The organism is Cloacibacterium sp., from assembly GCF_047601505.1.
In the GTDB taxonomy this organism is placed as follows: domain Bacteria; phylum Bacteroidota; class Bacteroidia; order Flavobacteriales; family Weeksellaceae; genus Cloacibacterium.
The window spans coordinates 2,017,199-2,043,589 of record NZ_JASGJD010000001.1 but is presented as its reverse complement, the minus strand read 5'-3'; the positions used below and the strand labels follow the sequence as shown (position 1 = coordinate 2,043,589).

General features: G+C 31.8%; 25 protein-coding genes. 11 read left to right on the top strand and 14 right to left on the bottom strand.

Annotation, left to right across the window (positions count from 1 at the left end):
• Positions 1-29 precede the first annotated feature (29 nt).
• The 3 genes from secD to hemN form a co-directional block, all read right to left on the bottom strand.
• The gene (gene secD / locus QM746_RS09380; protein ID WP_414983982.1) at positions 30-2,921 is read right to left on the bottom strand and encodes a protein translocase subunit SecD; all 2,892 of its coding nucleotides are present in this window, start codon (positions 2,919-2,921) and stop codon (positions 30-32) included.
• Between the two features lie 353 nt (positions 2,922-3,274).
• Positions 3,275-3,517, bottom strand: coding sequence for a hypothetical protein (locus QM746_RS09375; RefSeq protein WP_414983981.1), 243 nt, complete (start codon positions 3,515-3,517; stop codon positions 3,275-3,277).
• A gap of 51 nt (positions 3,518-3,568) precedes the next feature.
• On the bottom strand, positions 3,569-4,996 hold the full coding sequence (gene hemN / locus QM746_RS09370) for an oxygen-independent coproporphyrinogen III oxidase (protein ID WP_414983980.1): 1,428 nt from the start codon (positions 4,994-4,996) through the stop codon (positions 3,569-3,571).
• Between the two features lie 227 nt (positions 4,997-5,223).
• Between hemN and QM746_RS09365 the strand changes: the two genes are divergently transcribed.
• The 6 genes from QM746_RS09365 (at position 5,224) to QM746_RS09340 (ending at position 11,069) form a co-directional block, all read left to right on the top strand.
• Complete coding sequence (locus QM746_RS09365) at positions 5,224-6,057, top strand: SMP-30/gluconolactonase/LRE family protein (RefSeq protein WP_414983979.1); 834 nt, start codon at positions 5,224-5,226, stop codon at positions 6,055-6,057.
• 367 nt (positions 6,058-6,424) lie between these two features.
• The gene (locus tag QM746_RS09360; RefSeq protein WP_374364212.1) at positions 6,425-6,817 is read left to right on the top strand and encodes an acyl-CoA thioesterase; all 393 of its coding nucleotides are present in this window, start codon (positions 6,425-6,427) and stop codon (positions 6,815-6,817) included.
• Positions 6,818-7,378 (top strand): helix-turn-helix domain-containing protein, encoded by a 561-nt coding sequence (locus QM746_RS09355; protein ID WP_414983978.1) that lies wholly within the window; start codon positions 6,818-6,820, stop codon positions 7,376-7,378.
• Between the two features lie 108 nt (positions 7,379-7,486).
• Positions 7,487-10,054, top strand: coding sequence for a heavy metal translocating P-type ATPase (locus QM746_RS09350; protein ID WP_414983977.1), 2,568 nt, complete (start codon positions 7,487-7,489; stop codon positions 10,052-10,054).
• Between the two features lie 11 nt (positions 10,055-10,065).
• Positions 10,066-10,389 (top strand): hypothetical protein, encoded by a 324-nt coding sequence (locus QM746_RS09345; RefSeq protein WP_414983976.1) that lies wholly within the window; start codon positions 10,066-10,068, stop codon positions 10,387-10,389.
• A complete protein-coding gene (locus tag QM746_RS09340; RefSeq protein ID WP_414983975.1) occupies positions 10,389-11,069 on the top strand; it encodes an SIR2 family NAD-dependent protein deacylase in 681 nt (226 codons plus the stop codon). Before QM746_RS09345 ends, QM746_RS09340 begins: the two co-directional genes overlap by 1 nt.
• Positions 11,070-11,087: 18 nt before the next feature.
• Here the strand turns inward: QM746_RS09340 and arsB are convergent, their stop codons facing one another.
• The 5 genes from arsB to QM746_RS09315 all read right to left on the bottom strand — a co-directional run bounded on the left by arsB (position 11,088) and on the right by QM746_RS09315 (position 14,492).
• The gene (arsB, locus tag QM746_RS09335; RefSeq protein ID WP_414983974.1) at positions 11,088-12,116 is read right to left on the bottom strand and encodes an ACR3 family arsenite efflux transporter; all 1,029 of its coding nucleotides are present in this window, start codon (positions 12,114-12,116) and stop codon (positions 11,088-11,090) included.
• 5 nt (positions 12,117-12,121) lie between these two features.
• Entirely contained in the window at positions 12,122-12,733 is a 612-nt protein-coding gene (locus tag QM746_RS09330; RefSeq protein ID WP_414983973.1) for a low molecular weight phosphatase family protein, read from the bottom strand.
• Positions 12,734-12,804: 71 nt separating this feature from the next.
• The gene (locus QM746_RS09325; protein WP_414983972.1) at positions 12,805-13,641 is read right to left on the bottom strand and encodes an arsenite methyltransferase; all 837 of its coding nucleotides are present in this window, start codon (positions 13,639-13,641) and stop codon (positions 12,805-12,807) included.
• Between the two features lie 11 nt (positions 13,642-13,652).
• Entirely contained in the window at positions 13,653-14,153 is a 501-nt protein-coding gene (locus tag QM746_RS09320) for a GNAT family N-acetyltransferase (RefSeq protein ID WP_414983971.1), read from the bottom strand.
• Between the two features lie 9 nt (positions 14,154-14,162).
• Positions 14,163-14,492, bottom strand: coding sequence for an ArsR/SmtB family transcription factor (locus QM746_RS09315; protein WP_414983970.1), 330 nt, complete (start codon positions 14,490-14,492; stop codon positions 14,163-14,165).
• A gap of 120 nt (positions 14,493-14,612) precedes the next feature.
• Here QM746_RS09315 and QM746_RS09310 point away from each other — a divergent pair, with 120 nt between their 5' ends.
• Positions 14,613-15,266 carry a YggS family pyridoxal phosphate-dependent enzyme gene (locus tag QM746_RS09310; protein WP_414983969.1) on the top strand — a complete coding sequence of 218 codons (654 nt, stop codon included), beginning with the start codon at positions 14,613-14,615 and terminating at the stop codon, positions 15,264-15,266.
• Positions 15,267-15,382: 116 nt separating this feature from the next.
• Complete coding sequence (locus QM746_RS09305) at positions 15,383-16,567, top strand: sigma-54-dependent transcriptional regulator (protein WP_414983968.1); 1,185 nt, start codon at positions 15,383-15,385, stop codon at positions 16,565-16,567.
• A 113-nt stretch (positions 16,568-16,680) separates the two neighbouring features.
• Here QM746_RS09305 and QM746_RS09300 read toward each other — a convergent pair whose 3' ends face one another.
• From QM746_RS09300 to QM746_RS09290, 3 genes are all read right to left on the bottom strand, one after another.
• Positions 16,681-17,430, bottom strand: a complete 750-nt coding sequence (locus QM746_RS09300) for a glycosyltransferase domain-containing protein (RefSeq protein ID WP_414983967.1) — start codon at positions 17,428-17,430, stop codon at positions 16,681-16,683.
• Positions 17,430-18,242, bottom strand: a complete 813-nt coding sequence (locus QM746_RS09295) for a 2,3,4,5-tetrahydropyridine-2,6-dicarboxylate N-succinyltransferase (protein ID WP_414983966.1) — start codon at positions 18,240-18,242, stop codon at positions 17,430-17,432. Before QM746_RS09295 ends, QM746_RS09300 begins: the two co-directional genes overlap by 1 nt.
• A gap of 89 nt (positions 18,243-18,331) precedes the next feature.
• Positions 18,332-18,871: a C40 family peptidase gene (locus QM746_RS09290; RefSeq protein ID WP_414983965.1), complete on the bottom strand. Its 540-nt coding sequence runs from the start codon at positions 18,869-18,871 to the stop codon at positions 18,332-18,334.
• A 268-nt stretch (positions 18,872-19,139) separates the two neighbouring features.
• Here QM746_RS09290 and QM746_RS09285 point away from each other — a divergent pair, with 268 nt between their 5' ends.
• Entirely contained in the window at positions 19,140-19,796 is a 657-nt protein-coding gene (locus tag QM746_RS09285) for a hypothetical protein (RefSeq protein WP_414983964.1), read from the top strand.
• Between the two features lie 1,068 nt (positions 19,797-20,864).
• Here QM746_RS09285 and QM746_RS09280 read toward each other — a convergent pair.
• Entirely contained in the window at positions 20,865-21,773 is a 909-nt protein-coding gene (locus QM746_RS09280; protein WP_414983963.1) for a bile acid:sodium symporter family protein, read from the bottom strand.
• A 65-nt stretch (positions 21,774-21,838) separates the two neighbouring features.
• A complete protein-coding gene (locus QM746_RS09275; protein ID WP_414983962.1) occupies positions 21,839-22,906 on the bottom strand; it encodes a tyrosine-type recombinase/integrase in 1,068 nt (355 codons plus the stop codon).
• A 416-nt stretch (positions 22,907-23,322) separates the two neighbouring features.
• On the opposite strand from QM746_RS09275, the gene QM746_RS09270 reads away from it, so the two are divergent.
• Both QM746_RS09270 and QM746_RS09265 read left to right on the top strand, forming a co-directional pair.
• Complete coding sequence (locus tag QM746_RS09270; RefSeq protein WP_414983961.1) at positions 23,323-24,540, top strand: tyrosine-type recombinase/integrase; 1,218 nt, start codon at positions 23,323-23,325, stop codon at positions 24,538-24,540.
• A gap of 316 nt (positions 24,541-24,856) precedes the next feature.
• Positions 24,857-26,002: a hypothetical protein gene (locus QM746_RS09265; protein WP_414983960.1), complete on the top strand. Its 1,146-nt coding sequence runs from the start codon at positions 24,857-24,859 to the stop codon at positions 26,000-26,002.
• A 102-nt stretch (positions 26,003-26,104) separates the two neighbouring features.
• On the opposite strand, the gene QM746_RS09260 is transcribed toward QM746_RS09265, so the two are convergent.
• The gene (locus QM746_RS09260; RefSeq protein ID WP_414983959.1) at positions 26,105-26,356 is read right to left on the bottom strand and encodes a transcriptional regulator; all 252 of its coding nucleotides are present in this window, start codon (positions 26,354-26,356) and stop codon (positions 26,105-26,107) included.
• Positions 26,357-26,391: the final 35 nt, after the last annotated feature.

Sequence of the window (26,391 nt, the reverse complement as noted above, 5' to 3'; positions counted from 1 at the left end):
AAAAGCGCTCCGAAGAGCGCTTTCAATATTTATTTATCTGTTGTTGTTTTTTCGTGCGGTGCTTCTTCTTTGCCCGTCTTCAAGAAATCATAAGCAATAGCTGATGCTACGAATACCGAAGAATAAGTTCCGAAGAATATACCTAAGAATAAGGCAAACATAAATCCTTTAAGATTATCACCTCCGAAGAAGAAGATTGCCAAAATTACTAAGATAATAGTGAAAGATGTATTGAATGTTCTACCTAATGTACTAGAAATAGAATCATCAAACAATCCTGCCAATGTAAGAGATTTTTTCTCTTTAAGGTATTCTCTAATTCTGTCGAATACAATTACCGTGTCATTAATAGAATAACCAACCACAGTAAGAATAGCCGCAATAAAATCTTGATTTACCTCCATATTGAATGGCAATATATTTTTAAAGAAAGAGAAGAAGCCTAGGATGATAATAGCATCGTGAGCCAATGCAGCTACAGCACCTAAAGAGAATTGCCATTTATCAAATCTGAATAAGATATAAATAAAGATTCCTAATAGTGATGCTAATACTGCCAAAGTACCACCCTTTTGAATATCATCAGCTACCGTTGGGCCTACTTTAGTAGAAGAAACGATTCCTACTTCACCTTTGTGAGCATCTTTAAAATCATCTAAAGAAGTACCAGCTGGTAAATATTGAACTAAACCTTGATATAATTTTTGTTCTATATCTTGGTCAGCAGCAATAGATTCGTCATTAATTTTGTAGTCTGTAGTAATTTTCAATTGGTCTTCGTTACCAAAAGTCTTAACATCTACCGCTTGTTGTTCTCCGTTTATTACAAATAATTTCACTAAAGATTCATGAGCTTTTGTAGATTCAATGTTTTTATCGAATCTTACAACGTAACTTCTACCTCCTTTGAAATCTACCCCTGTCTTAAATCCTAACTTAACCATAGAAATAATACAAGCTGTAGTAAGTACTGCTGAGAATATATAAGCATATCTTCTTTTACCAATAAAGTCAATCCATAAATTTCTGAACCAATTTTTAGTAACTGGAGTCCAAACAGAAAGAGATTTGCCTTTGTTTAATCTATGGAATATCATTACTCTAGACAATAATACTGAAGTAAAGAAAGTCATAATAAGACCAATACCTGTAGTTACAGCAAAACCTTTAATAGGTCCAGTACCAAAAATAAACAATACTAATGCTGTAAGTAATGAAGTAAGGTGACCATCTATAATTGCATTCAAAGCATGTTTGAAACCATCTGTATATGCTTGTTTTATAGATTTACCAGCAAATAATTCTTCTTTGGTTCTTTCGTAGATAATTACGTTGGTATCTACCGCAATTGCCATTGTAAGTACAATACCTGCTATACCCGGCAATGTAAGCGTAGCATTGATGGAATCCATTATACCAAAAAGGTAGAATAAGTTGAATATCATCGCAATAATTGCATAAACACCTGCTCCACCGTAATAGAAAATAATGTAAACTACAATAATTAAAAATGCTATACCGAAAGACATTAAACCTGCATTAATAGATTCTTGCCCTAGAGAAGGCCCTACTACATCAGACTGAACTACTTTAGCAGAAGCTGGCAATTTACCAGCACCAAGAACGTCTGTTAAATCTTTAGCTTCCTCTTGAGTAAAATTACCAGAAATCTGAGATCTACCTCCAGTAATTTTTTGATTTACGTTAGGCGCAGTATAAACAATATTATCTAGTGTAACGGCAACAGGTTTTCCTACATTTTTTTCTGTAAGAGTAGCCCAAGATCTTGCACCTTCGGTATCCATTTGCATATCTACTACAATTCTACCAAGGTTATCATAGTTGATGTTTGCTTTATCTACGGCACCATCTACAGGAGCTTTACCATTAATATTACCTCTAATTGCATAAAACTCTAAATTGTCTGGAGATTCGGCTTGTGGCTTATACCCCCACATAAATTTAGTAAATTTAAGATTAGCAGGTCTTAATTTCACAGCAATAGAACTGTTGAAAATTTTATTAATAGTAGCTGTATCAGAAAGTTTAATATTTCCGATTGCAGAAGAAGTTCTTTTGTCTAATTGTAAAAGATTTACCAAGTTGGTATTTTTAGGAACACCAATAGAATCTGCTTTAAGAGGAACAATTTTAGACAATTGTTCTAAATAAGGATAAATTTCCTGAATTTGTTGTACTTCCCAGAACTGCAATTTAGCAGAAGTAGAAAGCATTTTTTTCACTTTATCTTTATCTTTAATCCCCGGCATTTCTACCGCAATTCTACCAGTACCAGGAACACGTTGTACGTTTGGTTGTACCGCTCCCATTTTATCAATTCTGGTTCTTATTACTTCAAAAGCAGTACCTACAGAAGCATCAATTTTATTTCTAATAATAGATTTTACTTTATCATCAGGAGTATTGAATTTAATTTCTGCACTCAATTTTTGAGTTCCAAAAACCTCTGGGCTTGCCAATCTTAAATTAGCTCCTTTTTCTTGGTTTAGTTTTTCAAATTCTGTAAAGAAATCTTCTATATAAGGTTTTGAAGAGTGTCTCTGAACTAAATCTGTTTTATCTAGCGCTTCAATCACAATAGGATTGGTAGAATAATTGGTTAAATCATTCACCAAATCTCTTTGATTAATTTCTAGTAAAACGTTAATCCCCCCTTTTAAGTCCAAACCAAGCTTCATTTCTTTTTGCTTAGCTTCAGGGTAATTTAGTTTAGTAAAACCTAAGTTTAAGGTATCTTTAGAAAGACGTGCTATTTCTTTTAGATATTTAGCATCATCATCTCCAGCAACCGCTTTAGCTTCGTTTTCAATCTTACTTGTGTACCAAGTTGGCAGTAATTCATTGATACAAATAAGCCCAAGAACAATTGCTACAATCGTAATAAGTCCTTTTCCTTGCATTGTTAATAGTTTACAACATTTTAAATTATAGTCGGCAAATATAATGATTTTCAGTTGAAATAAGAATTTTGCCGATATGATTTTTTGATAAATAGCAAAATAAAAAATCTTTGAAGAATCAAAGATTTAAATATATGATAATCAAATAAAATAAATTAAATATTATTTCTTGTTTTTATGCCATTCTAAAAGTAAGTCTTCGAAAAAAGATTTCACTTCAGTTTTACTACCTTCTACACTTACTTTAAAAGAAGTTCCATCTGTTTTGTTTATCGTTAAATAAGGACAATAAGTAACACCTGCATTATAAACTGTATAAATGAATTTTATATCTTTATAATAGGCATTATTAGTTACACTTTTAGTTTCATCTCTTTTGTCAATCCAATATTTTGCAACTCTCTTATTAGTGAAAAAATTCCCTGCATTTTCTTTTCTATATTCTGAATAGAACTTAATAATCTTTTATTTTTATCTAAAAGTTTTAAACTCTGAATTAAAGCAATATCAGAATTATTCAATGTATTATTAGTTTCTATTTTATTACAAGAAACTAACAAAACTAGAGAAACAAAATTTATTAAAAATGATTTCATAATATAAAATTTACCTCCCAATCTAACACTCTAAAACTCTCCCACTAAAAATTAAACCGTCATTGAAAACAATCTTGTTTCTGGCATTTTCCTCATCATTCTAAGGTCAAATGCCATTGCCACATTTCTGGTAAAAACTCTTCCTTTTTCGGTGATTTTTACATAATTTTCAGACAATTCTACCAAGCCATCTTCTTGCATTTCCTTTAGTTTTTCTAATGCTTCCGGCAATTCTGCAAAAGTATTTTTATCTGTAAAAGTAGTTTCTAACTGACACATAATATTAAGAATATGCCTTCTGATAATTAAATCTTCTTCATTCAAAATATGTCCACGGAAAACCGGAATTTTGCCCTCTTCTACTCTTTTTTGATATTCTTCTACCGTTTTTTCGTTTTGAGCAAAGCCATACCAAGAATCTGAGATTGCAGACATGCCCAAACCTACCATCAATTGGGTATTACTAGAAGTGTAACCCATGAAATTTCGGTGTAATTTTTTATGAATTAAAGATTGATACAAATCGTCACTTTCTAAAGAAAAATGATCCATCCCAACTTCTATATAACCTAAATCTTCTAGCAATTTTTTACCATTTTCGTAGAGTTTTCGTTTTTCTTCGCCACTTGGCAAATCATTTTCGTCAAAACCTCTTTGTCCAACTCCTTTTATCCAAGGCACGTGCGCGTAAGAATAAAACGCCAATCTATCAGGTTTCAATTCCATGGTTTTTCTAATTGTAAATTCCATCGCTTCCCAAGATTGATGCGGTAAACCGAAAACCAAATCGTGAGAAACACTTCTATAACCAATTTCTCTAGCCCAATCGGTAACATTTTTTACATTTTCGAAAGGTTGAATTCTATTGATGGCTTTTTGAACTTTCAAATCATAATCTTGCACGCCAAAACTGCATCTTCTAAACCCCAAATCGTACAAAGTCTGCAAATGTTCTTTAGTGGTATTATTAGGATGTCCTTCGAAAGAAAATTCTGGGTTTTCTGCAATTTCTACCGTTGCAAAAATTCCTTCCAACAAAATTCTCAAATTCTCAGCAGAGAAAAAAGTGGGAGTTCCTCCACCAAGATGTAATTCCTTTAGTTTGGGCACTTCGACTTCGCTCAGTGTGACATTGCTTAATTCAGAATTGTCAGTCTGAGCGTAGTCGAAGACTTTTTGTTGTTTAAATAATTCCAAGTACAAATTCCATTCTTTAAGAACACTTTCTAAATAAGGAGTTTCTACAGAATGTTGTTTGGTAATACGTTTATGACATGCACAAAAAGTACAAAGATTTTCACAAAAAGGAAGGTGAATATAGATAGAAATTCCTTCGTCTGCATTGCTTTCATTGAAAGCTCTTACCACTGTATTTTGCCATTTTTCCGAAGTAAAACTTTCGTTTTCCCAATACGGAACAGTAGGATAAGATGTATATCTAGGACCAGGAATATTGTATTTATTAATAAGTGAATTCATTTTGCAAAATTAGGAATTAGGTTTTAGTTTTTAGGAATTAGTTTTAAATTTTATAAAAACTATACATTTTTCTTCATCACTTGTTTCTTTAAAACCTTTTTTAAAACACCTTTTCTACAGAGAGATTCTCTTTTTTGTAGGTGTTTGAATCTTTTGTATATTTGAATAACATAGTTAAATCTACTCTGCTACATGCAATTTTGCAAGAAACATTTTTCACAATTTAAATGAAAAAAATAATACAATTAGCTTTACTTACAATAAGTTCTACAATTTGTTTTAGTCAGAACCTTTCCAAAGCATGGGTTTCAGATTCACTATTTCTTAAACCTGAATCAGCACTTTATGACCCTTCAAAAAATATAGTTTACATCTCCAATATTAACGGTGAATATCTTGCAAAGGATGGAAATGGATTTATTTCCAAAATCAAAACAAATGGCAAAATAGAAACCTTAAAATGGATTGAAGGATTAGATAACCCACAAGGTATGGGTCTATACAAGAATAAATTATACATAGCAGACATTAATAGAATTATTCAGATTAATACAACAACTTCTAAAATTGAGAATATATTTATAGTTGAAGACGCAAAGTTTTTTAACGATATCGCATCCGATTCAAACGGCGATATATACATTTCAGATTGCTTTGGAAATAAAATTTATAAAATATCCGATGGGAAAATTGAAGTATGGCTAGATGAGAATTTCCTTTCAGCTCCAAATGGATTATATTGTTCAAAAGATAATCTCTTATTGCTCAATATGAATAACAAAACCGCTTATACTATAAATAAATCTACCAAAAAATATAACATAATTTTTAGCGGAATTGATAATTTAGATGGTATTGTTAGTGATGGCAACAACGGTTTTTTTGTGTCAGGAGCTTGGCAGGGACAGATATTTCACATAGACTCGAATGGAAACAAAAAATTAATTCTTGATTTAGGAAAAGAAAAAATTATTTCAGCAGACATTGAATATATTGTCAATAAAAAATTATTAATAATACCTACTCTATATAAAACAGTGATTGGATATAAGTTGAAATAACATTCTACCTACAAGGTTTTATATTCTTGCGTTGCGGAGTTATATTTTAGCGTTGCAGTTTTATATTCTTACATTACAAAGTTATATTCTCGCATTGTAGTTTTATATTCTTACGCTGTGGAGTTATATTCTTGCATTGCGGTTTTATATTTTTATGTTGTGGAGTTATATTTTAGCGTTGCGGTTATATATTCTTGCGTTGCTAAACTTAAAACTAAATTTCCAAGACATTCTAAAACAAAAAATTTCTATCAAACCGCCGCTCCATAATAGTTTTCCTCAATAAAATTAATGAAAATAAAGTATCTTAAATTAACACTCTGTTCATCTTAATAACCTAATTTTGTTGCCAGAAAAATTAATGAAGATGAACTATCACACTAGAAAATGGATAAAACCAGAAGACCTTAACGCCAACCACACTCTTTTTGGAGGCAAATTATTACAATGGATAGACGAAGAAGCTGCACTATACTCTATTATACAGCTCGAAAATCCTAAAACCGTTACCAAATACATGTCCGAAATTAATTTTGTAAATTCCGCAAAACAAGGAGACATTATAGAAATTGGTATAGAAGTAGTAAATTTTGGGAGAACTTCTCTCACCTTAAGCTGCGAAGTAAGAAACAAAATGACACACCAAACCATCATTACCATAGACAAAATTGTTTTTGTATCTTTGGACGAAAACGGTCATCCTAAAGCACACGGAAAAACTAAAATTGAGTACGTAGAAGAAAGATTGGGCAAAGGTTAAATGCAAATTTTCATCAAAAATATGGTTTGTAACCGCTGCATCTCTGCAGTGGAAAACGTTTTACAAAATTTCGGAATTAAAGATTTTTCGGTGCAATTGGGTTGGGTAGAAACCAACACTCCCCTTTCTAAAAAAGATGTAGAAAAACTCAATGAAAATCTACAAAAAATTGGTTTCGAAATTTTGGAAGACGCTTCTCTTAAACTTATCGAAAGTATTAAAAAACTCATCCTAGAAAAAGTTCAAAACTTAGACATTGATGAAGATTTCTTGCTTTCTAAATTCCTTTCAGAGCAACTCAACAAAGAATACAGCAGTATTTCTAAAGCATTTTCTCAAACCGAAAACATTACTTTAGAGCAATATTTTATTCTCCAAAAAACAGAAAAAGTAAAAGAAATGCTCGCTTACAAAGAACTTACGCTTTCTCAAATCGCCGACAAATTGGGTTATAAAACCGTTCAGCATCTGTCTCAACAATTCAAAAAAACAACAGGTTTTTCGCCCTCTCAATTTCAAGAACTTAAAGAGAAAAAGAGACTTCCTATTGATTTTATTTAAAATTCATTTTCCTTCAATCCAAAAAATCTAAATTCCATAACATTCTCCCAAGATTTGATAATGGTTTTTAATTCATTAATTTTGAAATTTGTATCAAAATAAAAGAAGATGAATACCAAAAAATATAACGTTCTCGGAATGTCTTGCGAAGGCTGTCAGAAAAAAATATCAACTGCTTTAAACAATATTGAAGGAATAAAAGCTGAAATAAATTTAGCAGAAAGTTCAGTAGAAATCTCTTCAGATTCTAAAATAGACTTAGAAAAACTCAATTCTGAACTCAAAAATGCAGGAAATTACGTTTTAGAAGACCCAGAAAAACCAAAATCTACAACTTTTATTCCGCCACAAGACAGGGTTTCGCCAAGTTCTGTTTACTATTGCCCAATGGAATGCGAAGGAGACAAAGTGTACTTTACACAAGGCAAACGTTGCCCAGTTTGTAATATGTACTGTGTTCCGATTGAGGAAAAAAAATTAGTTGATAGTTATCAGTTGTCAGTTGATAGCAAACATAAAACCATCAACTATCAACTATCAACTAATAACCAAGGAAGATATTATTGTCCGATGTTTTGCGAAGGAGACAAAACTTATCCCGAAAATGTAGGTTGTCCCGTTTGTGGAATGGATTTGGTAAAAATAACTGGCACCGACGACGATTCTGAAGATGACACTTACAAAAATCTTAGAAAAAAACTTTGGATTTCTGTGGTTTTCACGGTTCCTATTTTAATTTTATCAATGGGAGGAATGTTTTTTGAGTTTCCTTTCAGTTCTAAAATTTCAGGTTTTTTACAATTGCTTTTCACGCTTCCTGTAGTATTTTTCACAGGTTGGTTTTTATTCAAAAGAGCTTGGATTTCATTTAAAACTTGGAATCTCAACATGTTTTCATTAATAGGTTTGGGAGCGAGTGCTGCTTTCGTTTATAGTATTTTTGCATTGTTTTTCCCGAGTTTAATTCCTCACGAATTCATGCAAAATCACCACGAAGTTCCATTATATTTTGAAGCAGTAGCTATAATTTTAACGTTGGTAATTTTCGGTCAAATGTTGGAAGCAAAAGCCCATCAAAGAACAGGAAGTGCCATTAAAGAATTGATGAATCTTTCGCCAAAAGAAGCACATCTTATCATCAATAATTCTGAAAAAAACATACCGATTGCCGAGGTAAAAATCGGTGATATTTTGCGAGTAAAACCTGGAGAAAAAATTCCCGTGGACGGAGAAATTACTGAAGGAAACACCACAATTGACGAAAGCATGATTACGGGAGAACCGATACCTGCGGAGAAAAAATTAGGAGACAAAGTAACCTCCGGAACCATCAACGGAAACCAAGTTTTCCTCATGAAAACAGAAAAAATTGGTTCAGACACATTACTTTCTCAAATTATAGAAATGGTGAATTCTGCCAGCAGAAGTAAAGCGCCTATTCAAAAATTAACAGACAAAGTTTCTAAAATTTTTGTTCCAGTTGTAATTGCCATTTCGGTTCTTACCTTTGTTCTTTGGTACTTTTTGGGAGGAGAAAACCGAGCCATTTTTGCTTTGGTGAATGCTTTAGCCGTTCTTATTGTGGCTTGTCCGTGTGCTCTTGGTTTAGCAACGCCAATGTCTGTAATGGTAGGAATTGGAAAAGGCGCCAAAAACGGAATTTTGATTAAAAATGCCGAAGCTTTGGAAGAAATGCAAAAAGTAAACGTAATTATTACCGATAAAACCGGAACTTTAACCGAAGGAAAACCGTCTTTAACTCAAATTTTCGCAGAAAATATAGCTGAAAACGAAGCGTTACAATTTGCAGCAGCTCTCAATAAAAATTCTGAACATCCACTTTCTCAAGCGGTTTTAAATAAAGCTAAATTCTTCGACTCCGCTCAGAATGACAACTTAAAAGAAGTTAAAAACTTTGAAAACATTTCCGGGAGAGGAATTTTGGGAGAAATTGAAGGTAAAAAAATATTTTTAGGAAACATTCATTATCTCAAAGAAAATAATTTCGAGATTTCTGAAAACATCCTTCAAAAAGCTCAAATCTTAGAAAACGAAGCCAATACTATTTCTTACTTAACAATTAACGGAAAAGCAGTTGCCGTTTTTGGATTTAAAGATCAAATTAAAGAAAATGCAAAATCTGCTATTGATTTTCTTCATCAAAAAGGCATAGAAGTAATAATGATGACGGGCGACAACGAAGCTACCGCAAAACACGTAGCAGAAAGCCTTGGCATTAAAAATTACTTTGCCAATTGTCTTCCTCAAGACAAAATTAATGAAGTAAAAAAATTGCAAAAACAAGGGAAAATAGTTGCCATGACTGGCGATGGAATTAATGACGCTCCAGCTCTTGCACAAGCCAATGTAGGAATTGCAATGGGAACAGGAACAGATATTGCAATGAATTCTGCGGAAATCACTTTACTAAAAGGAGATATTTCTGGAGTGGCAAAATCTAAAATTTTAAGTGAAAAAATGATGAAAAATGTAAAAGAAAACCTATTTTTTGCTTTTGCTTACAATACGCTCGGAATTCCGATTGCGGCAGGATTACTCTACCCTATTTTCGGAGTTTTATTATCACCAATGTTTGCAGCAGCTGCGATGAGTTTTTCATCAGTTTCGGTAATTGCAAATTCTTTGAGATTGAATAGTATAAAACTGAAAATTTAAATTTCAAAACCATGACAGATATTCAAAAAATAACTTCTGAAGATTTAATGAATCTGTTGGTGAGCAATAATTTCCCAAAAGTATTCGAAAATTATTGTGACCAAGATTTAGAAAACAAATTGGCAGTTTATATTAATGAACTGATTGATAAAGATTTTAATCGATTGGTAAATCTGTTATACAGAATTGACATTAGCGAAGAAAAGCTTAAATTAGCGTTACAGAACGAAGATAAATTGAATAGTTCTGGAAAAACCATCGCAAAACTCATCATTGAAAGACAACTTCAAAAGTTAGAATTTCGAAAAATGTTTGGCAAGAAAAATATTGAATAATGAAAAAGAAACTCGTTGTTTTATCAGGAGCAGGAATTTCGGCAGAAAGCGGGATTTCTACGTTTAGAGATTCTAACGGATTATGGGAAAATCACAAAATTGAAGATGTGGCTTCGCCAGAAGGTTTTGCTAGAAATCCTAAATTGGTTTTAGATTTTTATAATTTAAGAAGAAGACAACTAAAAGAGGTAAAACCCAATCTTGCTCACGAAATTCTTGCAGATTTAGAACAACATTTTGACGTGCACATTATCACTCAAAATGTTGACGATTTACACGAAAGAGCGGGTTCTACAAAAGTGATTCACCTTCATGGAGAATTAAAAAAAGTACGTTCTGTAAAAAATTCAACCAAAATTTACGATTGGGAAAAAGATTGTAATTTGGGAGATTGTGATGAATTCGGAAACCAACTTCGTCCACATATTGTTTGGTTTGGAGAAATGGTTCCAGAAATGGATAACGCAGCAGAAATAGCTTCTAAAGCTGATATTTTTATCGTTATTGGAACTTCTATGCAAGTGTATCCAGCTGCTGGTTTAATACATTATGTTCCAAAAAATTGTGAAATTTTTATAATAGACCCATATCTTGAAAATCAATTTACAAAACATGAAAATTTCTTGAAAACTTCTGCTACCGAAGGAATGAAGATTTTAAGAGAAAAGTTATTAAGATAGAATTAAAAAATTAAAGAATTAATACCACTTTTTCTTTAACCAAAGACTTGCTTTCACCAATAAAATAAGCACAGGAACTTCAATTAATGGACCAATTACTCCAGCAAAAGCTTCTTTAGAATGAATACCAAAAACGGCAATGGCAACAGCTATCGCCAATTCGAAATTATTTCCTGTAGCGGTAAAAGAAACTGAAGCGTTTTTATCATATTCAATACCTAATTTATGATTTATGTAGAAACTAGAGAAAAACATCAAAACAAAATAAATCACTAATGGTACAGCAATTTTTATAACATCAAATGGTAGTTCTAAGATTTTATCACCTTTTAAACTAAACATTACCACAATTGTAAAAAGCAAGGCATACAAAGTAATTGGAGAAATTTTGGGAACAAATTTTCTGTTGTACCATTCTTTTCCTTTAAAACGAACCAAGAAAAATCTCGTCAAAAAACCTGCAACAAAAGGAATTCCTAAATAAATTGCAACACTAATTGCCACATCTTTCATTGGAACAGAAATAGAAAAATCTCCAAATCCAAAATATTTTGGTAAAAAATTAATGAAAAGCCAAGCGTAAAAACTATACGTAAAAACCTGAAAAATACTGTTAAGCGCTACCAACATTGCTGCATATTCTCTATTTCCAGAAGCCAAATCATTCCAAACAATTACCATTGCAATACATCTTGCCAAGCCAATCAAAATTAAGCCAACCATATAATTGGGTTCGTCTTTTAGGAAAATAATGGCTAAAACAAACATCAAAACAGGCCCTATAATCCAATTGAGAAGTAAAGAAATACTCATGGTTTTACGGTCTTTAAAAGCGATTGGTAAAAGACTATAATCTACTTTTGCTAAAGGCGGAAACATCATCAAAATTAATCCAATTGCTAATGGAATATTGGTAGTTCCACTAGAAAATTGATTGATGATTTCTGGAATCGCTGGAATAAATTTCCCGAGCAAAACTCCAAAAATCATTGCCAAAAAAATCCATAAAGTTAAATATCTGTCGAGGAATTTTAATTTGGGTTGCATGATTTTTAAATTTTAATATTTTCAAAAACAAATTTAAGTTCAGTTGCGATTTCAAGACTTCTATTAAAATAAGTTTCGTTCATTTCGAGAGTTCCGTCAGAAGATTTTGGGTCTTTATATTTTATTGGAATTCTAGCTTCTGCACCGTAAACAATTGGACAATTTTCATCAGCAGAATCACAAGTTAAAATCGCTGCAAAATTAGATTTAGGATTAAAATCATCATTATATTTTTTAGAAAAACAAATGATAGCGTGTTCGTTTTCAGCAAATTTCACAGCATAAACGGGATTTTCTGTTTCGGATAATTTTAAAATCTCAAAACCTTGATTTTGTAAAGTTTCTGCAACTTTCGGGAACATTGCTGTAGCTTCTGTTCCGCCAGAATAGCAAAAAACGTTTTTCACTCCAAAAAAACGTGCCATTGTTTGTGCCCAAATCTGCGAAAGATGACTTCTTCGGGAATTATGTGTACAAATAAAATTCAATCTTATTTCTTCATTTTTAGAAATTTTATTTTGAATAAATTCCACCAAAGGTTGAAGAATATTTCTTCTTTCTTCGGATATATTTTCTGTTGAAAGTTGAGCAATAATTTCTTTAATTTTAAGATTCATACGTTTAGATTTTGACTAAAGTCTAATGAAATTTCAAGAAAGAAACGGGCTAAAGCCCGCTCCTATTTATTCTAATTACAACAATTTGGTCCACAACAAGCATCTTGTTTTTGTGCAAAAACGATAATGCTATATATTCTTGTAGATGAATTTTTATACGTTTGAATTTCTTCTTCAGTAAGATAATTTTTCAAAATATCATCCGGAACAATAATTGGTTTTTGCTTTTGTAAAGTAATATTTTTGAAGCCAGAATTTTTAATAATTTGCAAATATTCTTCTTTTTGAATTGCCGAAGCCACACAACCAGCATACATTTCGGCAGCCGTTTTTATTTTTTCTGGTAAGTCTCCCTCTAAAACAATGTCTGAAATTGAAAAATGACCACCAATTTTTAAAATTCTGTGAACTTCTGAGAATGCTTTAGGTTTATTCGGCACCAAATTCATCACACAATTGCTTACCACCACATCTGCAACATTGCTCGTCAACGGAATATTTTCTATATCACCTTGTCTGAATTCAACATTATTAAAACCTAGTTTTTCTGCATTATTTCTCGCTTTTTCTATCATTTCTGGTGTAAAATCTATCCCAACCACTTTGCCAGTTTCGCCAGTTTCTGCACGTGCTACAAAACAATCATTTCCTGCACCACTTCCCAAATCTACTACATAATCTCCTTTTTTTATTTTGGCAAATTCTGTTGGCAAACCGCAACCTAATTTCAAATCAGCATCAGGATTATAGCCTTCAAGATGGTCATAATCATCTGTCATAATATTATACACTTCTGTGCTACAACCGCCACTTCCACAGCAAGATGACGCATTAGTTTCTTGATTTTGCAAAGCAATTTCGGCATATTTTTGCTTTACCATTTCTTTAATTTCTTCGTTGGTGTTCATAATTATATTTTTTAATTGATTCCTATTATTTTACTTCTTTTTTCTAACAGAAGTGTATCTCTCCAAACTCCATTCAATTTTCCTATTTTCTCTCTAAAACCTTGAATTCTGAAATCATTTTTTTCGTGAATTTTAACACTACTTACATTTTCTGGAAAAATACCTGCTGTTAAAGTCCAAATTCCATTTTCTTCGCTAGATTCTATCAATTTTTCTAAAATTTTAGTCCCTAAGTTTTTTCCTCTGAATTTTGAATTTATATAAACGCTTACTTCTGCAACTCCAGCATAGACACATCTTCCAGAAACAGCTGATAAAGCAGCCCAACCAGCAATTTCACCATTTATTTCTGCAATTATTCTAGAATGTTTTAAATGAGAAAAATCCCAATCTTTCCAATTTGGAGCATCTGTTTGAAAAGTAGCATTTCCTGTTGCAATACCTTCTAAATATATTTTTTTAACTGAAGGATAATCTTCTTCAATCATATTTCTAAACAATACATTTTCCATAATAAAAAATTAACAACAAGACTTTTGTTTAGCTATTTTGATAAAAATTTCGGAGATAAAATGCTCCATTTTCTTCAAAGTTTCAGGATTAATGCAGTAGCAAATTGCTTTTCCGTCTATTTCGCCTTGTATAATTCCGGCGTTTTTTAATTCTTTTAAATGTTGAGAAACCGTTGGTTGAGCCAATTTTATTTCATCTACAATATCATTACAAATGCAAGTATCTACCGAAAGTAAATATTCTACAATTGCAATTCTGGCAGGATGAGCAAGAGCTTTCATTAATTTGGCAACTTCATTTTGCTCTTCCGTAAAATGTTCGGTTTTTGTAACTCCCATAATTAATTAAAAATTTAAAAGTTGAAAACTGAAAATTATTTATATTTTCATATTGCAATATTACGATATTAATTTTAAAAACAAAATATTTATTCCTAAATTTGAACTTTAATTTGATATATGAGCATTTCTAACAATTTCCAAGTAATAAAATCTCAAATTCCAGAGCCTGTAGAATTAGTTGCTGTTTCTAAATTTCATCCTGTAGAAAAAATAAAAGAAGTTTACGGTTGCGGACAAAGAGTTTTTGGCGAAAATAAAGTTCAGGAACTTTTATCTAAAGTAAACGAACTCCCAAATGATATAAAATGGCATTTAATTGGGCATCTTCAAACCAATAAAGTAAAATTTATTGTTCCTTTTATAGATACTATTCAAAGTGTAGATTCTGAAAAATTATTATTAGAAATAGACAAAGAAGCAGCCAAAATCAATAAAAAAATTAATGTTTTGCTTCAAGTAAAAATCGCCGAAGAAGACAGTAAATATGGCTTAGAAGTACAAGAAGCTAAAGAAATATTCAGTAATTATCTGGAAAACAAATATCCAAACATAACAATTACCGGATTGATGGGAATGGCGACTTTTACCGATAACAAAAATCAAGTAAAATCTGAATTTCTTATCTTAAAATCTCTATTTGACGAGCTTTCTAAATTCAAACATTTGGAAAAACTTTCGATGGGAATGAGTGATGATTTCAAAATCGCGATAGAATGTGGTGCTAACTCTGTGAGAATAGGTTCGGCAATTTTCGGAGTTAGAAATTACTAATTTTTTGGTATTATTTTTGGTTACCTAACGGAAATAGAATTCAAAATCACATTTTTTTGAAAAAAAACATCAAAATTCTATAAATAACAGCTTATAAATTTAACTAAATTTGCCTTATGCAAAAAGTATTAATAGTAGAAGACGAAAAAGCCATTTCTGGTGTCCTTCACAGCATTCTTTCAGACGAACTTACAGATTATGAAATATTGGTAGCCGAAGATGGTCTAGAAGCTTATAAATTATTAGAAAAAGAAGATTTCGCATTAATTATTTCTGATATAAAAATGCCAAAATTATCAGGAACCGAACTCTTAAAACAAGCACTTCAACTAAAGCCAGAAACTACTTTTGTAATGATTTCTGGGCACGCTGATATAGACACCGCTGTTACTGCTCTTAAAGATGGAGCGTATGATTTCATCTCGAAACCTATTGATATTAACAGACTTATCACGAGTGTTAGAAATGCATTAGACCGCAAAAATTTAGTTCAAAAAGCGAATACTTTACAAAAAGAAAACAGTCAACTGAAGAAAAAAGTAAGCAAAAAATATCAAATGATTGGTAATTCTGCTGCACTTTCGAAAATTCAGGACATGATAGAAAAAGTAGCTCCTTCTGATGCCAGAGTTTTGATTACAGGACCAAATGGAGCCGGAAAAGAACTCGTAGCCCATGCAATCCATGCACAAAGTGAAAGAAGCAGAGGTCCTATGATTGAAGTAAACTGTGCCGCAATTCCTTCAGAATTAATAGAAAGTGAACTTTTCGGACACGTAAAAGGTTCTTTTACTGGTGCTATTAAAGACAAACAAGGAAAATTTGAACAAGCCAATGGAGGCACCATTTTTTTAGACGAAATTGGTGATATGAGTTTGGTAGCTCAAGCAAAAGTGCTAAGAGCTTTGCAAGAAAGTCGAGTTTCTCCGGTTGGTAGTGATAAAGAAATAAAAGTTGACGTAAGAGTAATTGCTGCTACCAATAAAGATTTAAAAAAAGAAATTGAGCAAGGCAAATTCCGTGAAGATTTGTATCACCGTTTATCAGTAATCGAAATTTACGTTCCAGCATTAGACGAAAGAAAAGAAGACATTCCACTTTTGATTGAATATTTTTCTCAATCTATTGCAGATGAGCAAGGCAATTCTGCAAAAATATTTGATAAAAAAGCAATTGAAGCACTTCAAAATTTCAGTTGGACTGGTAACATTAGAGAACTCAGAAACGTTGTAGAAAGACTTATTATTCTTGGTAATAATCCTGTAACTTCTGATGATGTAACTGCTTTTGTAAGAAAATAAAAAATCTAGAGTTTAAATTCTAATTAAATATATAAAACCACACAAATCTGTGTGGTTTTTCTTAATTTTAAAGTTTTAAAATATAAAATTAATGACCAAAAAGATTTTTACTTTTAATCTAAAAAAAATATTTTTCTTATTTTATACTTTAATAAATCGAAATTTATATTTTGCTTATGCTTTCCCAAATAATAAACATATTTGTTTTTTCTTCTAATATCTCCAGGAATTGTATTGTATTTAAAATTATTTTTCCAAGCTACATAATTAAAACTTAATTGATATCTACGAGAATGATTTTTCACAAAATACCACCACTCTTCCATAATTTTCACCAATCCACTTTCATGATGCTTTCTTACTAAAACACTCCCTTTAATTAAGCCATTTTCTTCAGGATATTTCTCAGATTTTATAAAATCTATATAGTTTTTCATCGTCTCCAAACTATCTTTATAGTTTCCATTCTTATTACCTAATTCCAATATTGCCTCGTACTCTTTGTATATACAATTTCTTTTGTCTAATACTGTTTGATTATGGTCAAAGCATGCCATTGAATAATTATTTTTTAAAAAATCTTCAACCAATACATTAGGATTCTTCTTTAACAGAAAATTACCATCAATATAAACACTATATTCATAGTCATCAAATTGAATATGAGGCAAAATTTTATAATACCTATTGTTTCTAGTATTATCATCACCCATTGGAAAATCTTTAACCACTATTATTTTCCATGATTTAGACTCAATAAACTTGTCTGAAAAACAAACATAATCTACATTTTCAAATTTTGGTTGCTCTATCAAAGCGCTATAATCACCAAAAATAGCTGTATAAACTACTATTTTTTTCATTACACCGCCACGTTATTTTCTCTAAGGGCATCGTTTAGAGAAGTTTTCTTATCGGTAGATTCTTTACGTTTTCCAATAATTATAGCACAAGGAACTTGGTATTCTCCAGCTGGGAATTTTTTGGTATAAGAACCCGGAATTACAACAGAACGTGCAGGTACTCTGCTTTTATATTCTACAGGAGTATCACCAGTTACATCAATAATTTTGGTAGAACCTGTTAATACAACATTAGCGCCTAAAACAGCTTCTTTTTCTACGTGTACTCCTTCTACAACAATACATCTAGAGCCTACAAAAACATTATCTTCTATAATTACAGGAGCAGCTTGCAATGGTTCTAAAACGCCACCAATACCAACTCCACCACTCAAGTGTACATCTTTACCAATTTGAGCACAACTACCAACTGTAGCCCAAGTATCTACCATAGTACCAGAATCTACATAAGCACCAATATTAACATAAGAAGGCATCATAATAACACCTGGCGCAACATAAGCACCTTCTCTGGCAACAGCATGAGGAACAACACGAACTCCTTTTTCTGCATAATTTTTCTTCAAAGGAATTTTATCATGAAACTCAAATGGCCCCACTTCTATGGTTTCCATTTTTTGAATAGGAAAATACATTACCACAGCTTTCTTTACCCATTCGTTCACTTGCCAGCCATTATCTGTAGGCTCTGCAACACGCAACTGTCCTAAGTCTAGTTGTTTTACAACTTCTCTTATTGCATCTTGTGATTCTTGATTTTGTAATAATTCTCTGTTATCCCAGATTTGTTCGATGGTTTGTTGTAGTGACATTTGAATAAGTTAAAAGTTAAAAAGTTAAAAGCTCGATAATAAAATGCTTTTACTTTAATTTATTAATAATTTATGCAAAAATAAGAAAATTATAGTACTCTCCTAGCAAACAAGAAAGCTTTATTCCAATAAGCATCATTGAGAGAAGAAATAACAACTCCTTTGCTGGTAGAAGCATGAATAAAAGTAATATCTCCACGGAAAGAAATCTCATTAACAATACCTACGTGCGTTACTTTAGAACCACCAGAAGTAGCAAAGAAAAGTAAATCTCCAGGTTTTACAGATTGTACTTCTACTCTAGTTCCTTCTTTGGCTTGCTCTTCAGAACGTCTTGGTAATTTGTAATCATTTTCTGAGAAAACAGTAATTACCAAACCACTACAATCTAGTCCTTTCTTGGTAGTACCACCGAATTTGTAAGGCGTCCCTAAGTAATCTTCGGCATCGTTGAGGATTTTTTTTACTTTATAAGAAACATTCCCGAATGAGGATGATTTGAGATTTCTAAGATTAGAAGACGCTGAAGACTTAGAAGTTGTTTTGGTATATGCAGGCTTAGAAGCACCACAAGACCATAACAATAATGACATCATGGCAAGGAACATTATTTTTTCTAAGTACTTCATTTTCTCTTCTACTATTTTGGTGTTGTAAATTAGCTGTTTTACTGTAAAATCTTAACCAATACTTCTCATAAGTGTAAACGAAGAACTGTTGAAAAGAGCATTAACATACCTATCTTTTTTCTACCCTATCACTTTTCTTAGGTAAGACTTTAATACAAATATAAGATTAATTTTCTATACTTCAACTATACTACAACTATATTTTAACTATACATCAAACTTGTATATGTGTAACCTATTGCTTACCTTTGACTTTCTTTAGAATATTATGGCACGTTATAAGAGCATTTTACAACTTACTGGCTCGCTAGATGGTTTGGTTTTTTATAAACTAAACGGCATACCTGTGGTGAGAAAAAAGAGCGGTTTTAATAAAAAAGATTTTAAAACCAAAGACAATTATGCACGTGTGAGAGAAAATAGCACCGAGTTTGGGCATTGTTCTAAAGTGGGGAAAATGCTAAGGCGAGCTACTTTCACTTTTTCTAATAAAAGTGGAGACAAATTTCTATATCAAAGTTTTGCTAAATTGATGACCAAAATAAAGGATTGTGACCATTTTTCGGATAGAGGAAAAAGAACGGTGGAAGTAGGTCTAAGAACTATTGAAGGAAAAAAAATGCTCCATGAATTTGGTTTTGGAAATGTAAATTCTATAAAATATTCTCTGCAATCTTTTTTAATTGATGAAAAAATTTCGTTAAAAATCAACGTTACAACTGAAGCAGAACAAATTCACCTTATTTCTATAAAACCTAATTATCAACAATATACTTTTGAAAAAAACGAAGAAATTCTTCCTATTAATAGTACTCTTGAATTTTCTTTTGAAAAATATTTTGATAGTGACGATATTCTGTATTTTGTAGCTCTTACAAAGGGAAAAGACATTTTGGCAATGGGGTTTGTTTGTGACGAGAAGTAAAAGTTTTTTTTAACACCCCGCCCTACGGGCACCCCTCTAAAAGAGGGGAATTTTGGCTTCGACTCCGCTCAGCCACCGTTTATGTGCTCAGCCACCGTTTCGGGAACTTCGTTTGCGGATGGTGGTTTCGGCTCCGCTCAACCACCGCACTTATGCTCAGCCACCATGTAAGTAATTAGCCAACGGATATATACTAAGTTCGCACGACAAAGCTCAGATTGACAAAATTGTAAAAGTGTAAAAGTGCGAAATCGTAAAAGTGTGAAATTGTGAAAGTTAAAAGTCGGAAGATGGATGGTGAGCTTCAATTGTGGAATTTTTGTATATATTAAGAATATCTAAAGTCAGAAAAGTGAAATTATTGATATCCCGTTCTTTTGCCTTGATGCAAAAGAACCAAAAGATCAAGTCGAGAAATCCTCAGCTAAAAAACTATCTTTTTTTCTAAAAATTCCAGAACTTGAGTGATTGTTTGATTTCTCTTTTCTTTGTCGGATTTACTCGCTCTTCAAACAACGGATTTTTTTTAACAAAAAAAATATTGTTTTTCTTTACGCTTGCGGTTTCATAGGACAGGGTTTCGACTCCGCTCAACCACCATTTCGTGGGCTTCGATTACGGATGGCTTCGGCTCCGCTCAGCCACCGTTCCTTAAACTTCGTTCGCAGACCTTAGGTCTGTACTCAGCCACCATTTCGTGAACTTCGTTTGCGGATGGTGGTTTCGACTCCGCTCAACCACCACACTTATGCTCAACCACAGAATTCGCCAAGTCTATTCTCTGCCACCGCACATGTACTCGCCTCAGCGTTAGTAATTAGCCTCCGTTTTTGTGCTTAGCGTAATAAGTTTTGTGAATAAATTCACTTTGAAGATTGCGCTTCATAAAAAAAACTGACTTTCTTAATGTTTGGATTAGATTAATAGATGTCCTCAAAAATTTTTTAACAATTCGCTGTTTTTAAGTTTTGCAAAGCCTTTGCTCTTAGCTAAGTACTTAATGTTATTTTAAGCAATACGAAAAGCTGACAATCGATAAAAAAAATTAGAAAGAGCTATTACCCCATTTTATTGCAAGCTTTTCCTATTGCGCCAAACTTGCCAAGAATTGATGATATTTTGCCAAAGTACATAAGCGCCAGGACCTATTGATGCAATGGGATTGAGATATACTTGCGCCATCCAAATTGCGAGAATGGTATTTTTTTGTCCGAGACCTTGTCCGCCCGCTACTGTATCTTGGTGTTTCCTGCCAATTTTTCTGCCTAACCAAAATTGTAAAACACAAACGAAAAAGGAGAATATGGCTAGTAAAATTTCGATTGTATAATTTGACTTGTCTTGAGAAATAATAAATTCTATTGTTCTGCCCGAAACAACAACCAAAGCCAAACTCCACAAATAGAAAGAAATTTGTGCTTTTTTTTGAAAAACTTCAGAAACCTTCGGTAGAAATTTATTGAATAGCATTGCTAAGAAAAGTGGACCAATTAGAAGGAGTATTACTTTTTGAGAAATCTGCATTGCCGAGGTATAGAAAGGAAGTTGATGAAAACCAATCCACGAAAAAAATATAGGAGCTACAATTACTACCGTAAAATTACTCACCAAAGAATAACTTATAAGGCTGGTAACATTTCCTTTTAACATTCCTGCAATTACGGGAGCTGAAGTAGCTGTAGGCGCAAGCATACAAATCATAATGCCTTGTGCCAAAATTTTATCAAATGGAAATAGAATAGCAAAAACCAATACACTTCCTAAAATTTGAATGACAAGTAATTTAAGGTGCATTAGCGTAAAATTCATTCCACGCCAAGAAATCCTCATATAAGTGAATAAAAGCATCGAAAAAATAAGATAAGGCACCAAAAAAGAGAAGTAAGCAACTTGCTTATGAAAACACACTCCTAGCAACATTGCTATAGGCATCATGTAAGCTTTTAATTTATCTATAAAATGCGAAAAATTAGACATTAGAGGAAAACTAGTTAATGATTACTGACCGATGGACAAATTGAAAATTTTATTTGATTTAATCTTCATAAAAAATCTAACGGACTTTTCACTTTAGATTTAGAAACATCTGTAATATGCGTATAAATTTGAGTAGTTTTAACGGAATTATGCCCCAAAAGTTCTTGCAACAATCTAATATCTGCACCACTTTCTATAAGATGCGTTGCATAGCTGTGCCTCAAACCATGTATCCCAATTGTTTTATTTATTTTGGCTTTTTTCATTGCATTTTTAAAGACAAGCTGAACGCTTCTGGTAGAGTAAGCACCTCCGTATTGTCCTTCGAAAAGGTAATTTTTAGGAATATATTCTTTGTAATAATTTCTCAATAACGGTAAAACAGACTCTGGCAAATTGGTATATCGGTCTTTTTTGCCTTTAGCTCCTTCTATCATTACCAGCATTGCTTCAGAATTTATATGTTCAATTTTCAGCGCCACAATTTCGCTTACACGCAATCCCATACCGTAGCACAATTGAAGCATTAGCAAGTGTTTGGAATTTTCGGTAGCTTTAAAAACTTTCTTAATTTCTGCTTTTGATAGCATTTTGGGCAATTGTTTCGGCGTTTTGGGTCTGGGAATATCGAAAAACATTTTAGGCTTGTGAAGCACTTGTTCAAAATAAAATTTAATTGCATTAATTCTGCTATTGAGATGATTTTCTTTAATTTTATCTGTTTTCACACAATAGAGAAAATAGTCTTTCAGTCGATTTTCTGTAAGGCTATCAACATTAATTTTTTTAATCGTTTTGAGCAAATGAGCAAATTCTGTAACATAAGTTCTGATGGTATTTTTGCTATAAGCCTTTAACTTTAATTGATTAATAAAACGCTGAAAAGCCAGATGATTATTAGGATGAATAAGAGCCAACAAATCTGCTCCTGTTTCTTTTTGTGGCAACTGAAGAGCAGAACGAACAGCGGGTAAATCTGGGAGGTACCATGCTTTTTGAGAAGCACTCCATTTAGCAGAAGGAAAAGCTTCTCTAAGTTTTTTAATCAACTCAAAATCTTTATTAAACTTTATCCAAATTACATTTTTATGATGGTGCTGCCCCATTTCGAAACGATACAAATTTATATCCATAACATAGCAATTTAACTTCGCATTTTATATAGATTAAAAAATAGAACAAGACAGACAACTTACTAATTCTATACAAAATACGAAACCAAAAATACGTAAAAAACATATATAAAATAAACATTTACAATAAATAATAAAAATATTTGTGGTTTCACAAAACTTTCGTATATTTGAGTGTTATACTAATTTATTCTTTTGAGGTATTAAATTTCTCCTAATTGCCCATTATTAAAGGGTTTCTATATTTCTTCAATATAAACAAGTGCAGAAAAATGCAAGAAAATATGGCATTTGTTAAACCAAATGTTGTACCTTTGTTTTAGGTTGCACTACTTTGAAAATCTGCCTTTTAATAAGCTTTCATTTGTTTTCTTTGTTTTGCATTAATAACAATTTTCAACTAAAAAATTATTATTATGGCTTCAATTAAATTAATTCTACGAAACAACCAGCAGGATAAGCAGGGACTTTGTCCTCTCTACATCAGGATTATTAAAGACCGCAAAGCAAAATTTATCACTACCGGAATAAAACTGAATTCTAATGAATGGGACGAAGAAAAACAGAAAGTAAAAAAAAATCATTCTAACAGTGCGAGGATGAACGCCATCCTTGCTCAGAAAATTGCCGATGCTTCTGGAATGATTGCAGATACTGAAAGAAAGTCTAAACACATTACAGCAAGAAAATTAAAAGAGGCAATCAAAGGAAAGGACGCTTTGAATTTCTTTAACTATTCTTATAACAAATTAGAGAAAGTCCGTCCCAACTATTCCGAGAATACTTATGCTATCTACAAGATGCAGTTGGACAAGTTTAAAAAATTTGTAAAAGATGATGAACTGATGTTTGACGACATTACGGTTTCATTATTGAAAGATTACCTGATTTATTTAGCTCATACACTCAAAAATAACGAAACTTCACAAAAATTGAGTACAATTGTACTTTCGGTGATGTTCAAACATGCACAGGAAGAAGAGCTCATTCCCGAAACACTCTACCCTTTCAACAAACTTAAGTTAAAAGTGGCACCAAGCAAAAGACAATTTCTTTCTGCAGAACAATTTGAGGAATTGCAGCTTCATGAAACAACACAACGAGGCAAGGCAAAACTTTACAGAGACCTTTTCGTTTTTGCAGTTTCCGCAGGAGGACTTCGTTTTTCGGATGTGGTAACACTTCGTTGGCAGGATGTGAATTTGGAGGAGCGCACCATAAGAAAAGAGGTTAAAAAGACCAAGAGAACACACCGTTTGAAATTTGGGCAAACGGCATTAGGGATTCTTTCAAAATACCTCCCTCAGAATCCAGTTCCAGAAGATTTTGTTTTCCCTGCAATTTCCGAGAAAAACTTTTTTCTGCTTTCTGAAAAAGATAAGAAAAAAATTATGAACAGTTGCAACAACATTTGCGGATTCCATTTGCGAAAAATAGGGAAAGAACTTGAATTGCCTTTTACACTTTCGTTTCATTTGAGTCGTCACACTTTTGCGACAATGGCTCTGAACAAAGGGATGCGTATCGAGCACGTCTCAAAACTTATGGATCACGCCAAAATATCTACCACGCAAATTTATGCCAAGATTATTGACGAGGAACTTGATAAGGCGGTTGATGAATTTGTGATTTAGATTTTTAATATTAAAATTGCATAATAAAAATCAAAGCATACGTCTTTTTTATGTCACATTACAGTTTTCCGTAAACGAGAAATATTTTTTTAATTTAACTTTACTTTAATAATTTAAATTATTGATAAAAAAGCAGAGGTATGCATTTTATAATCAACTGATTTTATTATATTTGTACAAAACAAATAAGCATAAACTAAAATCTATAGCCAATAAATTACTTACAATTGTTTAAAAATGAATACTTTTTAAGTAATCAATAATTTAGTTTTGTATTGCATACATTTATGAGTTAGCGTAAATATTATAGAAGATTATGCCTAAAACTAATTCCGAAAATATAATTTCCGAAATCAATTCAAATGTCTTTTTTAAAGAATTTTCATTCAGTAAAAATGATTTTAAAGATGCCATGACAAACCAAGAATTAGAATTCGCTGATAATATTATCTGGTTAGATGACATTTTATTTATTTATCAAATAAAGGAAATGGAAAAGAACTCAACTAATAATGAGTCTTGGTATAAGAATAAGGTTAAAAACAAAGCAGTCAAGCAAATCAAAAATACATTAAAATACTTTGATGAATTTTCTGAAATAATAGTCGAAAATGAAAAAGGGCACAAGCTTAATATAAAAGAAGCTCGTGAGAATTCTGATATAAAAAAAATAATAATTTTTCATCCAAATGATGATTTTCCAGAAGATTTAAGAAGACTCAAGTTTTATAAAAGTACAGACATTGGTTTAATTCATCTCTTTCATTCAGAAGATTATTATTGGATTTGCAAATATTTAATAACTCCTGTCGAAATACTTGAATACCTATATTTTAGAGAAGATTTTTATTATTATAACGAAAAAATGATTAATGAGTTACCTGAACAATATCTTATGGGGCATTTTTTTGAAACACCAAATGCAGATCATTTTAATGCTAAATATATATCGAATTTGACAGATCAATATGAGAGGAAATCGGAATTTGATGTTTCACTAATTATTGAAAATTTTAATAAAAGTATAAAATTGATTTCTCACCAAACTGAGTATTATCCGATAATTAAAGAAATTGCAAAATTGAACAGAACTGAATTAACTGAATTTAAAAAAAGAATATCACTATCAATTGAAAAATGTGAAAAATTTGAAGTAATAATTCCTTATCGCATTTATATACAAAGGACAGATTGCGCTTTTGTATTTATTCCGTTACATTCAAGTAAATCACAACATGCAATGACAGCATTACATAATTTCACAATGGCTCATAAATATGACATGAAAGCTACAAAATGCGTTGGAGTTGTTGTGTATAAAGATAAGACTGAACATTATGAATTCTTTTGGCAGTTTGCAGATGAAGTTTGGAGTTTTGATGAAGAATTAGAAAAACTATTAACTGATGATTTTCCATTTCGGAAAACAAGTGAAAAAAAAGTTGATAATCGCTATAAATAAAAACAGTAGCTAATATTGGTAGTTGTTGTACAAATCTAATTTCTTTTTAAATAATTATTTCAAGTGTTTACAAACAAAAAATCCCAACTCTCATAAGAATTTTTATTTTTTTATATTTCTAAAAAATTCTTCTATCGTAATTTCTTTTTTTCTGCAAATTTTCACTAAGGTTTTTAAGGACATATTGTACTCTGTCTTTGATGTTCCTAATGCAATATTTTTAATTTTTCTAACAGTACTTTCTTCTATATCACATTTGGACGCAAATTCTCGCTGTGATTTTGCCTTGGAAATCCAGTTTACATAAATATACTTGCAAATAGCTATAATTACATCCTTATCTTCATTCATCATAGCAAATTAATTGAAATAGTAAAAAAATAATGCGG

Coding starts and splice junctions, on each gene's coding strand:
- secD (WP_414983982.1), bottom strand. CDS start 2,921: ATGCAAGGAAAAGGACTTATTACGATTGTAGCAATTGTTCTTGGGCTT.
- QM746_RS09375 (WP_414983981.1), bottom strand. CDS start 3,517: ATGAAATCATTTTTAATAAATTTTGTTTCTCTAGTTTTGTTAGTTTCT.
- hemN (WP_414983980.1), bottom strand. CDS start 4,996: ATGAATTCACTTATTAATAAATACAATATTCCTGGTCCTAGATATACA.
- QM746_RS09365 (WP_414983979.1), top strand. CDS start 5,224: ATGAAAAAAATAATACAATTAGCTTTACTTACAATAAGTTCTACAATT.
- QM746_RS09360 (WP_374364212.1), top strand. CDS start 6,425: ATGAACTATCACACTAGAAAATGGATAAAACCAGAAGACCTTAACGCC.
- QM746_RS09355 (WP_414983978.1), top strand. CDS start 6,818: ATGCAAATTTTCATCAAAAATATGGTTTGTAACCGCTGCATCTCTGCA.
- QM746_RS09350 (WP_414983977.1), top strand. CDS start 7,487: ATGAATACCAAAAAATATAACGTTCTCGGAATGTCTTGCGAAGGCTGT.
- QM746_RS09345 (WP_414983976.1), top strand. CDS start 10,066: ATGACAGATATTCAAAAAATAACTTCTGAAGATTTAATGAATCTGTTG.
- QM746_RS09340 (WP_414983975.1), top strand. CDS start 10,389: ATGAAAAAGAAACTCGTTGTTTTATCAGGAGCAGGAATTTCGGCAGAA.
- arsB (WP_414983974.1), bottom strand. CDS start 12,116: ATGCAACCCAAATTAAAATTCCTCGACAGATATTTAACTTTATGGATT.
- QM746_RS09330 (WP_414983973.1), bottom strand. CDS start 12,733: ATGAATCTTAAAATTAAAGAAATTATTGCTCAACTTTCAACAGAAAAT.
- QM746_RS09325 (WP_414983972.1), bottom strand. CDS start 13,641: ATGAACACCAACGAAGAAATTAAAGAAATGGTAAAGCAAAAATATGCC.
- QM746_RS09320 (WP_414983971.1), bottom strand. CDS start 14,153: ATGGAAAATGTATTGTTTAGAAATATGATTGAAGAAGATTATCCTTCA.
- QM746_RS09315 (WP_414983970.1), bottom strand. CDS start 14,492: ATGGGAGTTACAAAAACCGAACATTTTACGGAAGAGCAAAATGAAGTT.
- QM746_RS09310 (WP_414983969.1), top strand. CDS start 14,613: ATGAGCATTTCTAACAATTTCCAAGTAATAAAATCTCAAATTCCAGAG.
- QM746_RS09305 (WP_414983968.1), top strand. CDS start 15,383: ATGCAAAAAGTATTAATAGTAGAAGACGAAAAAGCCATTTCTGGTGTC.
- QM746_RS09300 (WP_414983967.1), bottom strand. CDS start 17,430: ATGAAAAAAATAGTAGTTTATACAGCTATTTTTGGTGATTATAGCGCT.
- QM746_RS09295 (WP_414983966.1), bottom strand. CDS start 18,242: ATGTCACTACAACAAACCATCGAACAAATCTGGGATAACAGAGAATTA.
- QM746_RS09290 (WP_414983965.1), bottom strand. CDS start 18,871: ATGAAGTACTTAGAAAAAATAATGTTCCTTGCCATGATGTCATTATTG.
- QM746_RS09285 (WP_414983964.1), top strand. CDS start 19,140: ATGGCACGTTATAAGAGCATTTTACAACTTACTGGCTCGCTAGATGGT.
- QM746_RS09280 (WP_414983963.1), bottom strand. CDS start 21,773: ATGTCTAATTTTTCGCATTTTATAGATAAATTAAAAGCTTACATGATG.
- QM746_RS09275 (WP_414983962.1), bottom strand. CDS start 22,906: ATGGATATAAATTTGTATCGTTTCGAAATGGGGCAGCACCATCATAAA.
- QM746_RS09270 (WP_414983961.1), top strand. CDS start 23,323: ATGGCTTCAATTAAATTAATTCTACGAAACAACCAGCAGGATAAGCAG.
- QM746_RS09265 (WP_414983960.1), top strand. CDS start 24,857: ATGCCTAAAACTAATTCCGAAAATATAATTTCCGAAATCAATTCAAAT.
- QM746_RS09260 (WP_414983959.1), bottom strand. CDS start 26,356: ATGATGAATGAAGATAAGGATGTAATTATAGCTATTTGCAAGTATATT.